General features: G+C 43.5%; 13 protein-coding genes and 2 tRNA genes. 7 read left to right on the plus strand and 8 right to left on the minus strand.

The features are described 5' to 3' along the window. Positions 1-66 precede the first annotated feature (66 nt). From OCV57_RS11975 to OCV57_RS11990, 4 genes are all read left to right on the plus strand, one after another. Positions 67-1,785, plus strand: a complete 1,719-nt coding sequence (locus OCV57_RS11975; RefSeq protein ID WP_267301729.1) for a GLUG motif-containing protein — start codon at positions 67-69, stop codon at positions 1,783-1,785. Positions 1,786-1,986: 201 nt separating this feature from the next. Next, positions 1,987-3,918 carry a GLUG motif-containing protein gene (locus OCV57_RS11980; protein ID WP_267301730.1) on the plus strand — a complete coding sequence of 644 codons (1,932 nt, stop codon included), beginning with the start codon at positions 1,987-1,989 and terminating at the stop codon, positions 3,916-3,918. Between the two features lie 508 nt (positions 3,919-4,426). After that, on the plus strand, positions 4,427-6,031 hold the full coding sequence (pckA, locus tag OCV57_RS11985; protein ID WP_186491626.1) for a phosphoenolpyruvate carboxykinase (ATP): 1,605 nt from the start codon (positions 4,427-4,429) through the stop codon (positions 6,029-6,031). Between the two features lie 121 nt (positions 6,032-6,152). Continuing rightward, the gene (locus tag OCV57_RS11990) at positions 6,153-6,800 is read left to right on the plus strand and encodes a YczE/YyaS/YitT family protein (RefSeq protein ID WP_242998826.1); all 648 of its coding nucleotides are present in this window, start codon (positions 6,153-6,155) and stop codon (positions 6,798-6,800) included. A 111-nt stretch (positions 6,801-6,911) separates the two neighbouring features. Here the strand turns inward: OCV57_RS11990 and OCV57_RS11995 are convergent. Then, a tRNA-Ser gene (locus OCV57_RS11995) sits at positions 6,912-7,001 on the minus strand. A gap of 22 nt (positions 7,002-7,023) precedes the next feature. Further along, positions 7,024-7,112 (minus strand) — tRNA-Ser (locus OCV57_RS12000). A 245-nt stretch (positions 7,113-7,357) separates the two neighbouring features. Here OCV57_RS12000 and ilvB point away from each other — a divergent pair. The 3 genes from ilvB (at position 7,358) to ilvC (ending at position 10,693) form a co-directional block, all read left to right on the plus strand. After that, the gene (gene ilvB, locus OCV57_RS12005) at positions 7,358-8,983 is read left to right on the plus strand and encodes a biosynthetic-type acetolactate synthase large subunit (RefSeq protein ID WP_267301733.1); all 1,626 of its coding nucleotides are present in this window, start codon (positions 7,358-7,360) and stop codon (positions 8,981-8,983) included. 118 nt (positions 8,984-9,101) lie between these two features. Then, on the plus strand, positions 9,102-9,599 hold the full coding sequence (gene ilvN, locus OCV57_RS12010; RefSeq protein WP_022287490.1) for an acetolactate synthase small subunit: 498 nt from the start codon (positions 9,102-9,104) through the stop codon (positions 9,597-9,599). A 68-nt stretch (positions 9,600-9,667) separates the two neighbouring features. After that, on the plus strand, positions 9,668-10,693 hold the full coding sequence (gene ilvC / locus OCV57_RS12015; RefSeq protein ID WP_041337504.1) for a ketol-acid reductoisomerase: 1,026 nt from the start codon (positions 9,668-9,670) through the stop codon (positions 10,691-10,693). Between the two features lie 168 nt (positions 10,694-10,861). Here the strand turns inward: ilvC and OCV57_RS12020 are convergent, their stop codons facing one another. The 6 genes from OCV57_RS12020 to OCV57_RS12045 form a co-directional block, all read right to left on the minus strand. Further along, on the minus strand, positions 10,862-12,391 hold the full coding sequence (locus OCV57_RS12020; protein ID WP_267301734.1) for a hypothetical protein: 1,530 nt from the start codon (positions 12,389-12,391) through the stop codon (positions 10,862-10,864). Next, positions 12,388-12,879, minus strand: coding sequence for an RNA polymerase sigma factor (locus tag OCV57_RS12025; RefSeq protein WP_117864722.1), 492 nt, complete (start codon positions 12,877-12,879; stop codon positions 12,388-12,390). Before OCV57_RS12025 ends, OCV57_RS12020 begins: the two co-directional genes overlap by 4 nt. Before the next feature lie 113 nt (positions 12,880-12,992). Continuing rightward, on the minus strand, positions 12,993-13,487 hold the full coding sequence (locus tag OCV57_RS12030) for a hypothetical protein (protein ID WP_267301735.1): 495 nt from the start codon (positions 13,485-13,487) through the stop codon (positions 12,993-12,995). Beyond that, the gene (trmB, locus tag OCV57_RS12035; protein WP_267301737.1) at positions 13,487-14,155 is read right to left on the minus strand and encodes a tRNA (guanosine(46)-N7)-methyltransferase TrmB; all 669 of its coding nucleotides are present in this window, start codon (positions 14,153-14,155) and stop codon (positions 13,487-13,489) included. The genes OCV57_RS12030 and trmB overlap by 1 nt, the downstream gene beginning before the upstream one ends. An 18-nt stretch (positions 14,156-14,173) precedes the next feature. Continuing rightward, the gene (locus OCV57_RS12040) at positions 14,174-14,710 is read right to left on the minus strand and encodes a hypothetical protein (RefSeq protein ID WP_022287484.1); all 537 of its coding nucleotides are present in this window, start codon (positions 14,708-14,710) and stop codon (positions 14,174-14,176) included. Positions 14,711-14,723: 13 nt separating this feature from the next. After that, positions 14,724-15,968 (minus strand): galactokinase, encoded by a 1,245-nt coding sequence (locus OCV57_RS12045; RefSeq protein ID WP_394804285.1) that lies wholly within the window; start codon positions 15,966-15,968, stop codon positions 14,724-14,726. Positions 15,969-16,327 lie beyond the last annotated feature (359 nt).

The raw sequence follows: 16,327 nt of genomic DNA on the forward strand, positions 1-16,327 counted from the left end.
CGAGTAAAATTATGTTCTGAGTAAAAAAGAAATATCAGCAACAAAAAATATTATGGAGGAATTAGAATGAAAAAGAAAATTTTAAGTCTTTTGGTGACGGGCTGTCTTTTGTTTGTGCCGACAACGGCATTTGCAGACGATAATAAGACGGTAATAAAAACTGTTGACGACCTGTTGGCGTTTTCAAAAGCGGTAAACAACGGAGATTATGACAAGAATAAGGACGCAGTTGTTGTTCTTGAAAATGACCTTGACTTGACAGGTGTTGTATGGACGCCTATCGGAAACGTTTTCGATGAAAACGGCTATATTGAACATTGTTTCAGCGGCAAATTCTACGGAAACGGTCATACTATTTCAAACATTGATTTTACGTCTATTTATGGTAAAGATTTGTTGGTCGGTTTCTTTGGCGATATCGAGGAAGCAGAGGTATCAGGTCTGACTATAGAGGGAAATCTGGATGTGACAAATACTGATAACGAATATACTGTTTATGGCACTATTGCAGGATTTGCAGGTGATTGTACTATTTCTGATTGTGTGTCAAACGTATCGTTCAACAATAACGGCAAATATGTTTATGGCTTCATAGGCATGGTAGGTCAGGCATACGGCACAACTTTTGAATATTGTGAGAACACAGCAGACATAACTATCTCAGGCGACAACGAAAGTGTTTATGTCGGCGGTATAGTTGGATATGCGCAGATTGGAACGGAAGTCCGCTATTGTTCAAGCACAGGCGATATGGTATATGCTGCACCAGACGCCGGCGGTATCGTAGGACGTTTGTATGGCGATTCCAAGGTTATAAACAGCTATGTTACAGGAAAACTCACGCCGGTTGGCAACGGAACCACAGATGTAGGCGGTATCGTTGGTTCAGTAGCCGGCGGTTCTGTAAGTGATTGCTATTTTGCAGGAGAAATTGACCTTTCACAGTACTCAGCCAAAAAGCCATATACACGTTTCGGCGGAATAGTGGGGAAGGATTCCTCGTCTACAACTGACTTTAAAAACAACTATTTCACAGAAACAGAAAATGTTGAAGCTTGCGGTTCAAATAAAGAAGCAGGCAAGGCTAAAGCATATGACTATATGACAACAAAAGAATTTTATGACGAGTTGACAGCTGGCGGTGCAAAGTATCAGTATGTTGAGGGAAAAACGCCTGTCCTGCCAACTAAGGAATATGCAGTTGATTTTGAAGTAACACCTGCTGACCTGAAAAATGTTGTAATAAAGGTAGACGGAAAAGAGATAACAAGCAATACTGCAATGCTTACATCAGGCACTTACACAGTAGAGGTAACTGCTGACGATTGCGAGCCTCTCAGCAAGGAAATAACTATTTCAGCAGATATCGCAACACATACACAGGCTTTTGAACTTGTTTACAAGTCAGCAGACTATACAGAGCTTGACAAGGCAGAGAAAGCCGCAAAGGCTCTCAACAAAGACGATTATGAGGACTTCTCAGAAGTTGAAAAGGCTCTTGCCGCTATTGACAGAACGAAGAACATCACAGAGCAGGCTGACGTGGACGCTATGGTAAAGGCTATAAATGACGCTGTGGCAAACCTTGTAAAGAAAACACCTGCTTCTTCACAGCCTGATAGTTCCGCTTCTGACAGCTCATCAGCCGACAGCAAGGCAGACAGCAGCTCAAAGGCAGCTTCAAACGCTTCAAACACAAACCCATCGACCGGCGTTGCTGGAGGAGCATTCGCTCTTGCACTTCTGAGCGGTGCGGCTGTGGTCATGGCTAAGAAGAAAAAGTAATATATCCATTAAATAGATATATAAAGGAAGTAAGTGGGACTTTCATACATTATTTGTTTAAATGAATACCGCTTGCGCAGATTTTTGACGGCTTGTGTCAAACTTGTTGACAAGTGTGTGGGTTGTGTTAAAATAATCGTGAAAAATCTATGCTCTGAGTAAAAAAATATCAACCCCGAAAAATATAATGGAGGAATTAGAATGAAAAAGAAGATTTTAAGCCTTTTGGTGACGATGGGTCTTGCGGCAAGCTTAGTGCCTGTTTCTGTTTTTGCTGACGGTACAGAGGTCTGGGACGGCTCTATAGCGGAGTCTTTTGCAGGAGGAAAAGGCACAAAAGATGACCCTTATCAAATAGCTACTGGCTCACAGCTTGCGTATTTTGCGAAAAGAGTGAACGCAGAGGAATATGGTGAAAAATATGCAGACACATACTTTGAGCTTACAGAGGATATCGACCTCGGTGGAAAAGAGTGGACTCCAGTAGGAGAAACTGTGGCGGATCTTATTATGGGTGGTCATGAATATTTTGTTTTCTCTGGCAACTTTGACGGAAATGGTTATACTATCAAAAATCTTACCATTGGAACAGAAACATCGCCATACAGTGGCGATGTATGCGGCTTGTTCGGTGCGACCAGCGGCACTATCGAGGACGTAGTTCTTGAAAATGTTTCTATAAACTATGTTGGCGGAAATCACAGCAGTGGATATGGCTTCCGCATGGGAGGTGCGCTTGTAGGTTATTCTATGGGCGATATAGTAAATTGTACTGTTATCGGTCTTGACATGAAAGCAGGCTCTGACGGCAGCTATGTTGCTCTTAACAGCATAGGCGGATTAGTAGGCATTCAGGACGGAGGTACAACAGTGAGCCACAGCCGTGTTTCCGGAAAGATAGAGGAATCAACAAAAAAGGGCAATGTTGGTGGCTTTGTTGGTACGCTCGCAAAAGGCTCATCTGCTAAATATTGCGGTGCAGACGTTTCTGTTGAGGTAACAGGAAACGGACGTGGCATTGCAGTAGGCGGCTTCGTTGGAATAGGTAATGGAGTGACAACTGATGAAACTTTGATAGAAAATTGCTATGCCACAGGCAATATAACAGGTGCAGAATATGCAGGCGGCTTTGTTGGAAACATCTCAGGTCTTAACATCAGCAACTGCTATGCAAAGGGTGATGTAAGCAATAGTTTTGTTGGTGCGTCATTCATGGGTACTGACGCTGCAAGCAATAACTATTATGGCACTGTAAAGAATTGCTATGCAACAGGTCTTGTATCTGATATTTCTTCTTCCGCTTATGCTTTTGCAATGCAAGATACGATGAATAGAAGTACGATTCAAAATTGCTACTACAACATACAAAATACAGCAAAAAATACGGAATCAGCAGCTTCTCTTACTATTGACGATATGAAAACAGACAGCTTTTTAAATGTGCTCAACGGCTCATCAAACGTATGGACTAAGCGTAATAACGATACTCCTGCCTGCGGTGCTGAGCCTGCTGACTACAGCGATGTTTATGAAGTGCTGGGTAATATTCCTGCCGACCTTTCTATCTACACAGATGAAAGCGTTGCAAACTTGTACAGTGCAGTTGAGGCTTTAAGAGGGTATAGAGATCTTGCACAGCAGTCAGATGTTGACAAAATGACAAATGATATAAACGACGCTGTTGAGGCACTTGTTTACAAGTCAGCAGACTACACAGAGCTTGACAAGGTAGAGGAAGCCGCAAAGGCTCTCAACAAAGACGATTATGAGGACTTCTCAGAAGTCGAAAAGGCTCTTGCCGCTATTGACAGAACAAAGAACATCACAGAGCAGGCTGATGTGGACGCTATGGTAAAGGCTATAAATGACGCTGTGGCAAACCTTGTAAAGAAAGCACCTGCTTCTTCACAGCCTGACAGCGTAAGCAGTTCTGATGCTTCGTCAGATACGAGCAGTTCCGCTTCTGACAGCTCATCTTCTGACAGCAAGGCAACTGACAGCAAGTCAGACAGCAGCTCAAAGGCAGCTTCAAACGCTTCAAACACAAACCCATCGACCGGCGTTGCTGGAGGAGCATTCGCTCTTGCACTTCTGAGCGGTGCGGCTGTGGTCATGGCTAAGAAGAAAAAGTAAATAAGATCTCCCCTATTGTTGATATTTCGGAGAAGGGCAGTTCCTTGTGGACTGCCTTTTTTCTGTTTGCAGGAAAGCGGAATTTGCCTGCATAATTTGGGGCGTTTTTTTGCAAAGAAGCATAAAAATGCAATTATTTTATATCGATACTGCAAAATCGTCCGCGCAAGCTTAGACTAACTGTTGATAATAGTCAATATCTTTTATTATCTATTTTATACCATGAAATTACATTTATTCATAAAAAATCGTTATAGATTTAAACGAAATGTAAAAAATCAGCTCACAAAATCTGCGTTTACCCTTGCAATTCAGAAAAATATGTGGTATAATTATATTGCTGTAATAGGAGCACAGCATGAAATGCTGGCAGTGTGTTTTCAATTGTCAGATGAATTTCTGTATAGCTTATGCTTAATAATAAGGAAAGAAAATGAATGTGCCGGCGTGTGCTGTTTCATTATAGCGCCTATTAACGATATTTTTTTTGAAAAGGAGTTATTGCAACATGTCAAAGATCGATTTGAGCAAGTACGGTATCACCGGAACTACAGAAGTTGTTTACAACCCTTCTTACGAGCAGCTGTTCGAGGAAGAAACAAAGCCAACACTCGAAGGCTATGAAAAGGGTCAGGAAAGTGAGCTTGGCGCAGTAAACGTTATGACAGGCGTTTATACAGGCCGTTCACCTAAAGATAAGTTCATCGTTATGGACGAAAATTCTAAGGACACTGTTTGGTGGACTTCTGACGAGTACAAGAACGACAACCACCCAGCTTCACAGGAGGCTTGGAAGTCTGTTAAGGAACTCGCTATCAAGGAACTTTCAAATAAGAGACTTTTCGTAGTTGACGCATTCTGCGGCGCTAACAAGGATACAAGAATGGCTATCCGTTTCATCGTTGAGGTTGCTTGGCAGGCTCACTTTGTAACAAATATGTTCATCAAGCCAACTGCTGAGGAGCTTGAGAACTTTGAGCCTGACTTCGTTGTATACAACGCTTCAAAGGCTAAGGTAGAGAACTATAAGGAGCTTGGTCTTAACTCAGAGACAGCCGTTATGTTCAACATCACAAGCCGTGAGCAGGTAATCATCAACACTTGGTACGGCGGAGAGATGAAGAAGGGTATGTTCTCAATGATGAACTACTTCCTTCCACTCAAGGGTATGGCTTCAATGCACTGCTCAGCTAACACAGACAAGAACGGCGAGAACACAGCTATCTTCTTTGGTCTGTCCGGTACAGGTAAGACAACACTTTCTACAGACCCTAAGAGACTTCTTATCGGCGACGACGAGCACGGCTGGGACGACAACGGAGTATTCAACTTCGAGGGCGGCTGCTATGCTAAGGTCATCAACCTTGATAAGGATTCTGAGCCTGATATCTACAACGCTATCAGAAGAGATGCTCTTCTTGAGAACGTAACTCTTGACGAGAACGGCAAGATCGACTTTGCTGATAAGAGCGTTACAGAGAACACTCGTGTATCTTATCCTATCGACCACATCAAGAACATTGTAAGACCTATTTCTTCTGCACCTGCTGCAAAGAACGTTATCTTCCTTTCAGCAGACGCATTTGGCGTACTGCCTCCAGTATCTATCCTCACACCAGAGCAGACACAGTATTACTTCCTCTCTGGCTTTACTGCAAAGCTTGCAGGTACAGAGCGTGGAATCACTGAGCCTACACCAACATTCTCAGCTTGCTTCGGTCAGGCTTTCCTTGAGCTTCACCCAACAAAGTATGCTGAAGAGCTTGTTAAGAAGATGCAGAAGAGCGGTGCTAAGGCATACCTGGTAAACACAGGTTGGAACGGCACAGGCAAGAGAATCTCTATCAAGGATACTCGTGGAATTATCGATGCTATTCTTAACGGCGACATTCTCAACGCACCTACAAAGAAGATACCACACTTTGACTTTGAAGTTCCAACAGAGCTTCCAGGCGTTGATCCTGCAATTCTCGATCCTCGTGACACATATGCTGACGCTTCCGAGTGGGAGACAAAGGCTAAGGATCTTGCAAGCAGATTTGTTAAGAACTTTGCTAAGTATGAGGGCAACCCAGCAGGTAAGGCTCTTGTATCAGCAGGTCCAAAGGAATAATCAATAACTCTGATACTATTATATAGTATAAAAGCTGCTGTGCCTTTTGGTACGGCAGCTTTTTTGCGCTCTTGAAAAAGTGTGATGAAGGTGGTATAATTGGTATGGAGGCGAATTTGGTTTGGAAAAGAAGAATTATGCCGCAAGGGCGGCTATATATGCCATGGGGCTTGTGATACTTGCCGCAGGGATAACGATGAACATCAAAACAGGGCTAGGTGTATCCACTATTATATCAGTGCCATTTGCCATATCGAGTATATGGGACGTGAATTTTTCTCTTGTGACTTTTGCTACATATGCACTGTTCGTTGTGATAGAAATGATAATAAAAGGCAGCGACAGAACTGTTATAGACTGGCTGCAAATACCATTCAGTATTGTGTTCAGCATTTTGCTGAATATGTTTTCAAAGCTGCTTGATTTCAATTTCGGGCATTTGTGGCAAAACACGCTGTATCTGGCAGCAGCAATAATCTGCACGGGTGCGGGAATGTCAATGATGATAGCCATGAAGTTCGTGCCGAACCCAGCCGACGGTCTTGCTCAGGCTATAGGAAAAGCCTTTGGAAAGAACATGGGCTTTGGCAAGAATATACTTGACGCATCGTGTGTTGCCATTGCCTGCGTGATAGGTCTGCTGTTTGACAAGCGGATAATAGGTATCGGTATCGGAACGGTGGCGGCAATGCTCCTTGTGGGAAGGTGCGTGGCAGTATTCGATCATTTCTTCAAAGACAGAATGAAAAGTGCCGCAGGGCTTGCATAATAAAAAAACGCCGCAGAGGACAGACATCTCTGCGGCGTTTGTGTATTTATATAATAAAAAATCCGCTCTACATAACGTAAAGCGGATACAAGCAAAAGCTTAAACTTTTGCTGGCGCGGATTGAGAGATTTGAACTCTCGCGCCCGTTTCCAGACCTACTCCCTTAGCAGGGGAGCCCCTTCACCACTTGGGTAAATCCGCAAACCTGTATATATAAAAAATGTGGCGGACAGGGTGGGATTCGAACCCACGGTACGTTGCCGTATCACTGGTTTTCAAGACCAGCTCCTTAAACCACTCGGACACCTGTCCACATTAATTATTTGTTTTTGTGTCGTTCTCTCTCAGCGACTTAATTATTATAGCACAGTTCATCTGTCTTGTCAACCCTTTTTTCAAATTTTTTTGCGAAATTTTTTTGAAGCATAAATATTCCTTCGTATGCTAACGATACTTGACGAAATCTTATAAATATGGTATAATAAATCACAGCTTTGTATGTTTTATCACTTTATATGATAATTTATACAGAAATTTTTTATGGAGGCGACTTTATTATGAAGATGACTGTAAGTCAGGCTATGGTTGAATGTTTGAAAGCTGAGAACGTAAAAGTCGTCTTTGGCTATCCCGGAGCTGCTATCTGTCCTTTCTATGACGCTTTGCTGGATGCTGAAAACGACATCAGGCAGGTGCTTGTGAGACAGGAAGCTAACGGTGGTCATGCGGCTAACGGCTATGCACGAATTTCAGGTAAGCCTGCGGTCTGTATCGCTACATCGGGTCCGGGTGCAACTAATCTTATTACTGCTATTGCTACCGCTTATGCGGATTCTATACCTATCGTGTGCATAACAGGTCAGGTGAATACCGATCAGATAGGCTCTGACGTTTTTCAGGAGGCTGACATTACAGGCTCGGCTGAGCCGTTCGTTAAGCACAGCTATCTTCTCAAAGACCCTGAGGACACTGCGAGAGTGTTCAAAGAGGCTTTCTATATAGCTGGCACGGGCAGACCGGGTCCTGTGCTTATTGATATCCCTATGGACGTTCAGAAAGCTGTTATCGACTTTGAGTACCCTGAAAAGTGCGAGATAAGAAGCTATAAGCCTACCACAAAGGGCAACTACGTTCAGGTAAGGCGTGTAATGGCGGCGTTGGAAGAGGCTGAGAAGCCGCTTATCTGTATTGGCGGAGGTGTTTTTGCCGCTCACGCTGAGAACGAGATAAGAGAGCTTGCCGACCTTATGCAGATACCTGTTATCACAACTATGATGGGCATTTCTGTTTTCCCTGATGACGACCAGCTTTTCTGCGGCATGATAGGAACTCACGGTGTTAAAATGGCAAATGCCGCTGTGAACGAGTGCGACGTGCTGTTCCTTGTGGGCGCAAGAGTTGGCGACAGAGCCGTTAAAACACCTTTGGCTCTGGAGAAAACTACTAAGATAATACATATAGATATCGACCCTGCGGAGATAGGCAAGAATATCGGTGCTGACCTGCCTCTCGTTGGCGACGCAAAGCTTGTTTTACAGCAAATGACGGAGCTTGCAAAGCCTATGAAGCACGATGAGTGGATAGCTCACATCAAGACCCTTGGTGGCGAAAGAAAGTATGTTGAGCCTGCAAAGGGTACTGTAAATCCGAGGGTGTTTATCGACAGGCTTGCAAAGAAAATGCCTGCCAATGTTACTGTTGTGGCAGACGTTGGACAAAATCAGATATGGACTTGCACTGAATATAAGTTCCGCAAAGAGGGCAGACTTCTTACCTCAGGCGGCATGGGTACGATGGGTTATTCTGTGCCTGCGGCAATAGGTGCAAAAATGGCTGACAACAGCAGAGCAACAGTTGCTATATGCGGTGACGGAGCTTTTCAGATGTCGTTCATGGAGCTTGCAACAGCCGTTCAGTTCGGTGTTGATATAAAGGTGGTAGTAATGACAAACAACCGCCTTGGCATGGTAAGAGAGCTTCAGACAAACGGCTATCATGACAGACAGACAGCAGTTTTTCTTGACGGCTCTCCTGACTTTATCAAGCTAGCAGAAGCTTATGGCATACCTGCAATGAGAGTTTATGACGATGATACTATGGAAAAGGGCATCGAAATGCTTGCTGAACATAAAGGCATTTGCCTTGTTGAAGTCGTTGTGGATAAGGATATGCCAACATTATAAGGCCAATATTTTAACTATCTGTAGCGTTTACAGTATATAGCGTTTGCGTTCAAAAAATCTTAATAATAAGCTGATATAATAAATAAACAAGGAAAGGTTTCCTTATGGAGGTTGATTTATGAAACATACGATCTCAGTTCTTGTAGAAAACCACAGCGGTGTTCTATCAAGAATTTCCGGACTGTTTTCAAGACGTGGGTTCAATATCGAGAGCCTTGCAGTAGGTCCGACTCATGACCCTGACGTTTCAAGAATAACGATAGTTGCTGACGGTGACGAGCATACAGTTGAGCAGATCGAGAAACAGCTCAATAAGCTTATCGAGGTTATCAAGGTAAAGACATTTGAGGCTAATGAGTATCTCGCAAGAGAGCTTATGATAGTTAAGGTGTCTGCGGTCGCAAACAGACGCAGTGAGATAATGACTATTGCGGATATCACAGGGGCTAAGGTCATGGATATAACGCTTACGACAATGACATTGGAGCTTTGCGACACTTACGCTCACCTTTGCAGATTTGAGGAGGTCATAGCACCTTACGGAATAATCGAAATGGTAAGAACAGGCACTATCGCAATAGAGAAAGGCTCTGACACATTCAATGCAGGCAAATAAACTTTGATTATATAGCCGAAAGGCTACATAAAATAAATCTTAAATTTCTGAATTTGGAGGAATTAACAATGGCACAGGCAAGAATATTCTATCAGCAGGATTGCGACATTAACGTACTCAAGGGTAAGAGAGTTGCCATTATCGGTTACGGTTCACAGGGTCACGCTCATGCACTCAACCTTAAGGAGAGCGGTGTTGACGTGGTAGTAGGTCTTTACGAAGGTTCTAAGAGCTGGGCAAAGGCTGAGCAGCAGGGTCTTACAGTTATGACAACTGAGGAAGCTGCAAAGACATCTGACATCATCATGATCCTTATTCCTGATGAGAAGCAGGCTGCACTTTATAAGAAATCTATCGAGCCATACCTCACAGAGGGTAAGACTCTTGCATTCGCACACGGCTTTAACATTCACTTTGGCTGCATCGTACCACCAAAGAATGTCAATGTTATCATGATCGCACCTAAGGCTCCTGGTCACACAGTACGTTCTGAGTATCAGGCTGGTAAGGGTACACCTTGCCTTATCGCAGTTGAGCAGGACGCAACAGGCAACGCACAGGATATCGGACTTGCATATGCACTTGGTATCGGTGGAGCAAGAGCAGGTGTTCTTGAGACAACATTCAGAACAGAAACAGAAACAGACCTCTTCGGTGAGCAGGCAGTTCTCTGCGGTGGTGTTTGCGCACTTATGCAGGCTGGTTTTGAAACACTTTGCGAAGCTGGTTATGACCCAAGAAACGCATACTTTGAGTGTATCCATGAGATGAAGCTTATCGTTGACCTTATCTATCAGTCAGGTTTCGAGGGCATGAGATATTCTATCTCTAACACAGCTGAGTACGGCGACTACATCACAGGTCCAAAGATCGTTACTGAGGACACTAAGAAGGCTATGAAGAAGGTTCTTTCTGACATTCAGGACGGTACATTCGCTAAGGACTTCCTCCTTGATATGTCTGACGCAGGTTCACAGGTACACTTCAAGGCTATGAGAAAGCTCCACGCTGAGCATCCTTCAGAGAAGGTTGGTAAGGAGATCAGAAAGCTCTACAGCTGGAACAATGATGACGAGAAGCTCATCAACAACTAATTTGCAGATAAATATTATTGCATAAAGAAAAGCGACTTGCAATTAACTTTGCAGGTCACTTTTTTTCTTTTTTTACTTCGCTACTCTATCTTGGAGCATAGCTTTTATTTTGTGGCTCGGTAACTCTACCTTTGTTTAGTGAGCAACCGAGCTACCAACATTGTTTTGTTAAGATAATGCACTGTCATTTTGGTCATAAGTTTCAACGCTGTCATGCTCATCAGTGGTGTATGAATAAACCATATCCCCCTCAACTGTGACATCCACCTGGGTTACATCATATGCACTGCCGTCCTTATCCTTTTCAAAGTATATTGAAAAGTCAAGTCCGGATAAATCATAGGAGCTGGACTCTTTGTCATATGGCAGAGTTTCTACCCAAAGTCCATATGCGAAAAGCTCCGGCGTGATGTTATCTTCTTTGTCCATATCTGGCACATACGACATTGCAAGCTCTTTCGCAAGGTCGAGTGAGGTCACATTGTCAAAGTGAAGCTTCTTGCCGCTGGTGTTATACTTTGTTACAAGCGCCTGCGCCTTTTCAAAAATATACTGCGCCGTGGCTGACGGGTCAGCTTCCACAGTGCTGGTGCTTGAAAACGGAGCGGAATCATACACCGCCCAGCTTCCGTCATTGGCGTAGCTATACAGAGTAAATCTGTTTGTGAACATATCCACAGTGAAATAATCTGTCGCCATATTGAACTGTATGTCCGAATCGTTGACGATATTCAGGGCCAGGAGGTTCAGACTTTCGTTTGTGATATATCCATTTTGCGCATAGTCTGACTTTACATATTCTGTTGTATTGTTGCTGTTCATGATATCGTTGTAATAATTATAGTCAGCAGGGGAGTAGCTAAAAATGGCATTGTCTGGGTTTTTCATAGAGCTTTCGTCATAGATATCCAGCAGGTCATTTTTGAGGGTTTGAGCTATAATTTTGGCATTTTCAGTGAAGCTTTCGCCGCTTCCGTATTTGAGAGAAACGCTGTTATCGCTGTCTGAAATGGTTATCTTGCAGTTGTTATTCTCAATATGGGCTTCTATTCTGCAATTCACCGCCTTGTTAAAAGCGTCCTCATCAAGGGTTTTTATCTCCGACAGGATATCGATTACCAAAGAATTTGGCTCATAGCTGTTATCATCTGTCAAAAAATCCACGCTTGGAAGTCCGCTGTCGGTTTTCTCCAGCAGGTCAACGTAATACCTTGTGCTGTGTTCCTTGCCCTCGATATTTTCGTCATAGTTGCCGCTGTAGACTATATCGCAGTATGCAGGGCTGTTTTGTATTATGTCGAGATTTCCTACCGTAGAATTTGCGCTTTCAAGCACTGTGTCTGCAAGCTTTATAAAGTCTGCTGAACACAACTGCAGTGTACCTGTATCGCCGGATACACTGCTGTTTGCAGGTGGAGCTGTGCCTGCGTTCGGCTCGTAGTCATGGATATTTCTTGTCATGTAAATTCCGCCTGACATTACAAGCGCCACTGCCACCGCTGCCGCAACTACCTTTGCACCCTTGTGTCTTGCGACTATGGCAGGCTGTGTCGGCTCGGTTTGTGGTGTGAAAGTATCCGTATTTATATCTCCGTTTTGTTGTGGAAAACGCTTTTTGAGCGTTTCTTTGAGCTGATCTTTCTTTTGTTCCGATAGGCTTGCGTTTGCAAAATAATTCTTTATATCTCTTTCGTTCATACGCTCATCTCCTTTTCGTAGTCTGAAAGTGAAAGCTTTAGTTTTTCTCTTGCTCTTTTCAGCCTTGATGTGACCGTGCCCTTGCTTGTTCCCAAAATGTCGGCTATCTCATCGGTCTTGCAGCCTTGATAATAAAAAAGATAAAGCACTATCCTGTATTTTTTATCCAGCCTGTTTATAGCGTTTTGCACATCTATCTGCATATCAGGTGATGAAAAATCGCTGCTTGCACTTACCTCATTTTCTGCACGCAGACGTCTGCCTGCCGACCTTAGCAGGTCTTTGGATAGATTTATCGCCGTTCTCAGCAGCCACGCTTTAAGATGCTCGTCATCATTGAAGAAAAGCTCACCCTGCCTTGTGAAATATTTTATTATGACCTCGCTGACTATATCCTCCGCCTCGTGAACGCTGCCTGTGACTGCCAGTGCCGCTCGGTAGATATCGTCTGAAAATTTGTCAACTATGTAGTCAATATCTCTTGTCAAAGCTGTCACCTCCTTTGTTGTTTTGAAAAGCCTTTCATCTATAACACGAATGTAAAGACCGTTTGATTGCATAAAAGAATGGACGAAAAATAATTTTTTCGTCCATAAAAAAATCAGCTTTTACTTGTTTTTACATAAGACCACCCGTCACCGAGGTTATCCTCGCCCCCTGATGAGCTTATGGGTGAGCGGTAAATATAGTAATGGTCATAAATGGTATAAAATTTCACTGTCAAGCCGTCGCTGTCGATGTATGTAACGTTCCTGCGCTCCAGCTCCTCAAGCTCTTTCTTCACAGACTTGCAGGCATTGTTTTCAGTGAGCGATTTAATGGAGCATTTGCCCTTTGGTAGTGTCGGCTTTTCGCATGAAATGCTTTCTATCATAAACTCCGCAGTGGTCTGAAAGTTAGCCTTATTGTCATCGAAAACGGCTTTTATCTGGCTGTCAGAGCGCATATAGTGCTGATGCCAGAAGCCGAGTGCTACTGCTAAGATTATGACTATCCAAATTATCCACTTGACTTTTCTGCCTGTTGACCATTTGCGAAGCTTGCCGTCAGCACCCATATCTTTCTCGCTGACAATTGGATTTATCTGCTCGCTCATTATTTTACGAACGCCTCCAATCTGTAGATAGGCATACCCATGTCTGAGAATTTCTTCTCATATTCCGTTACGATATTGCCCTCGAAGCCGCTGTTGTGAAGGTCGAGAGAAATGTTTTTAAGTCCGTAATTTGCCGCAGAGAACTCCTCCAAGGAGAACTCAAAGAAGTGCATATTGTCGGTCTTTTGGTATATCTCGCCACTGTCCACAAGAATACGTCTGTATATTTCAAGAAAAGCTCGGTATGTGAGCCTATGACGTGCATATGTATTTTTAGGATACGGACAGCTAAAGTTAAGATAGATACACTCCACTGACTTTTCGGGGATAAAGCAATCCAGATATTCAGCCTCGCCCCTTGCAAATCTCAGGTTCGGTATGCCCTCGTCTATAGCCATTTGTGCGGCGTCAACTATAACATTACTGCTTTTTTCTACTGCAAGGAAATTCTTGTCAGGATTTCTCTTTGCTATCTCTCTTGCAAACTGACCCTTTCCACAGCCTATCTCCAGCACAAGGGAATTGCTGTTTCCGAATATCTTCTCAAAGTCAATAAGCTGTTTGTTTGATTTGTCCTGAAAATTCTTCTCGTCACGGTCAAGATATAAAATATAATCTCCGCAGGCTTCAAGACGTGCCTCAAGATTTTTCTTTCTTCTCATTCTCATATGGAATAAACTCTCCTGTTATTTATTAGAATATTTGTGCAGAAAATAGTCCTTGTCAGACGTGACCTTTAGCCACTGCACAGCCGACCCTGTGAGCATATTTTCATAAGGATAAACTGTGAGCATGACTTCGGGTGTGTCCTCACCGCTGAAATGAGGGGTCACCTTAAAAGCTATCTCGCAGTTGAGCCGTTGGACGACCTCTTCCTCGGTGAGCTTTCTGAAAAGCACTGAGGTGTCCTTTTCGGTGATAGGTATTTTGGTAAACTTCGCCTGATAAATTTTCTTGCCGTCCTTTTTGGTGACAAGTGAAAAGCCATGCTTCACAAGGGTTATCTTTCCGCCATGGTTTTCGTAGTATTCAAGATTTGAAAAGGTAACACGTCCGTCATTGACAGCTTCACCAGATATCGAAACGCAAAGCCCTTTGTCTGACGCTTTCCCTGCACTCTCCACTCCGAAAGCAAAGGGAAGTCCGTCTATCATTATCTCTCCGCAGGTGGAAAACTGCAACTTCACCTGCTTTTTCTTCAAGCCTGCAAATGGATTTTTCATGACAACTCCTATATTAAAGGTCGATCTGCACGCCGCCAACAGGTCTTATGGACAGCACATAGCACGAGCCTTCACCGAATACTCTCTCCATTTCATCCTTGAAAGCTTCAAGCTTCTTTTCGGGTACGAACGCTTGGATAGTTCCTGCAAAGCCACCACCGTGAACTCTGCAAGCACCCTCACTGCCAAGAGCCTGCTTTGCAAGATACAGAGCAAGTGAAAGACCCTGCTCGTTTGGTGCAGAAGAAGCATAGATGTTCTGAAGATACTTGAATGATGAATCGCCTGATTCATTGATAAGGCTCAGGAAAGCGTCAAAGTCGCCATCTGAAAGTGCGGAAGCTTCCTTGCCGACTCTCTCGTTATCGTCAAAGAAGTGGAGCGCTCTAAGCACAGCTCTGTCACTGCACTTTTCTCTAACGGCGCAGATGTTTTCAAGAAGCTGTTCCTTTGTTATCTCTCTCAGCACCTTTTTGCCGAAGAAAGCCGCAACAGACTTCATTTCCGCTGGGATAGCCGCATACTCAGGGGTGAGGTCGGCATGGTTGCCCTTTGTGTCAACGATACACAGTGCGTGACCGCTTTTTGTGAAATCGAACTTTACAGAGTCGATAACAGGGTGCTTTTCGTCAGCAAAGTCGATAGTGATAAATCCGCCTACTGATGAAGCCATTTGGTCCATAAGACCTGACGGCTTGCCAAAATATACATTTTCCGCAAACTGAGCTATCTGAGCTATTTCCACAGCAGAAACCTCGCCCTCGTTGTAAAGACCGTTGAGGATAGTGCCGATAAGCACTTCATAAGCCGCAGATGAAGAAAGTCCAGAGCCTTTGAGCACGTTTGAAGTGGCATAAGCCTTGAAGCCCCCGGCATTGTGACCATTCTTCTTAAAGCCTGCGGACATACCTCTTATAAGTGCCGCTGATGTGTTTTTCTGCTCCTCGTAGATAGTGTCGTCATCAACGTTCACAGTGTCCATTGGGAAGCCCTCGGACTTTATTGTAATAACGTTCTCTTCGTTGTCAGGAGCGACAGCGGCAATAACGTCGAGTGAAACGCCTGCCGCAAGAACACAGCCGAAGTTGTGGTCGGTGTGGTTGCCGCCTACCTCAGTTCTGCCTGGAGCTGAGAAAAAAGCAGTTGGCTTTTCACCGAAAAGCTTTTCAAATTCATCTGCAACTCTGTTATATCTTTCTCTCTGAAACGCTGTCATATCGGCTGTGTAGACCTCGTCAAGTGTGTATTTTTTCATTATGTATATCCTCCGAACGTAAATATAAGTATACTTTTTTATTATACAACATTTATGCTCTTTTTTCAAGTACAATTTTTTTAACAAGTGAGGAGGTAAGAATGAGGAATGAGGAGTGAGGAATGAGGAATTATGGTATCGCCTGGCGGCGATTTATTTTTTGTTGCTCAAAACGTGTAAGCTGGCATAAATTTTTGCACAGAAGCTCCCTTGATATTTTATGCAAACTGACAAAATTGCCGTAAGCAAACTTTTTATAACACTCTATTGGTGCTTTAAATCAAAAAAGCTGTTGCATTTTGGTGATATTTGTGGTATAATTACTTATGTCTATTTTAATTATTGTTTATTTCTACCGACCA

This window comes from Hominimerdicola aceti (assembly GCF_025567495.1).
Lineage (GTDB): Bacteria > Bacillota > Clostridia > Oscillospirales > Ruminococcaceae > Hominimerdicola > Hominimerdicola aceti.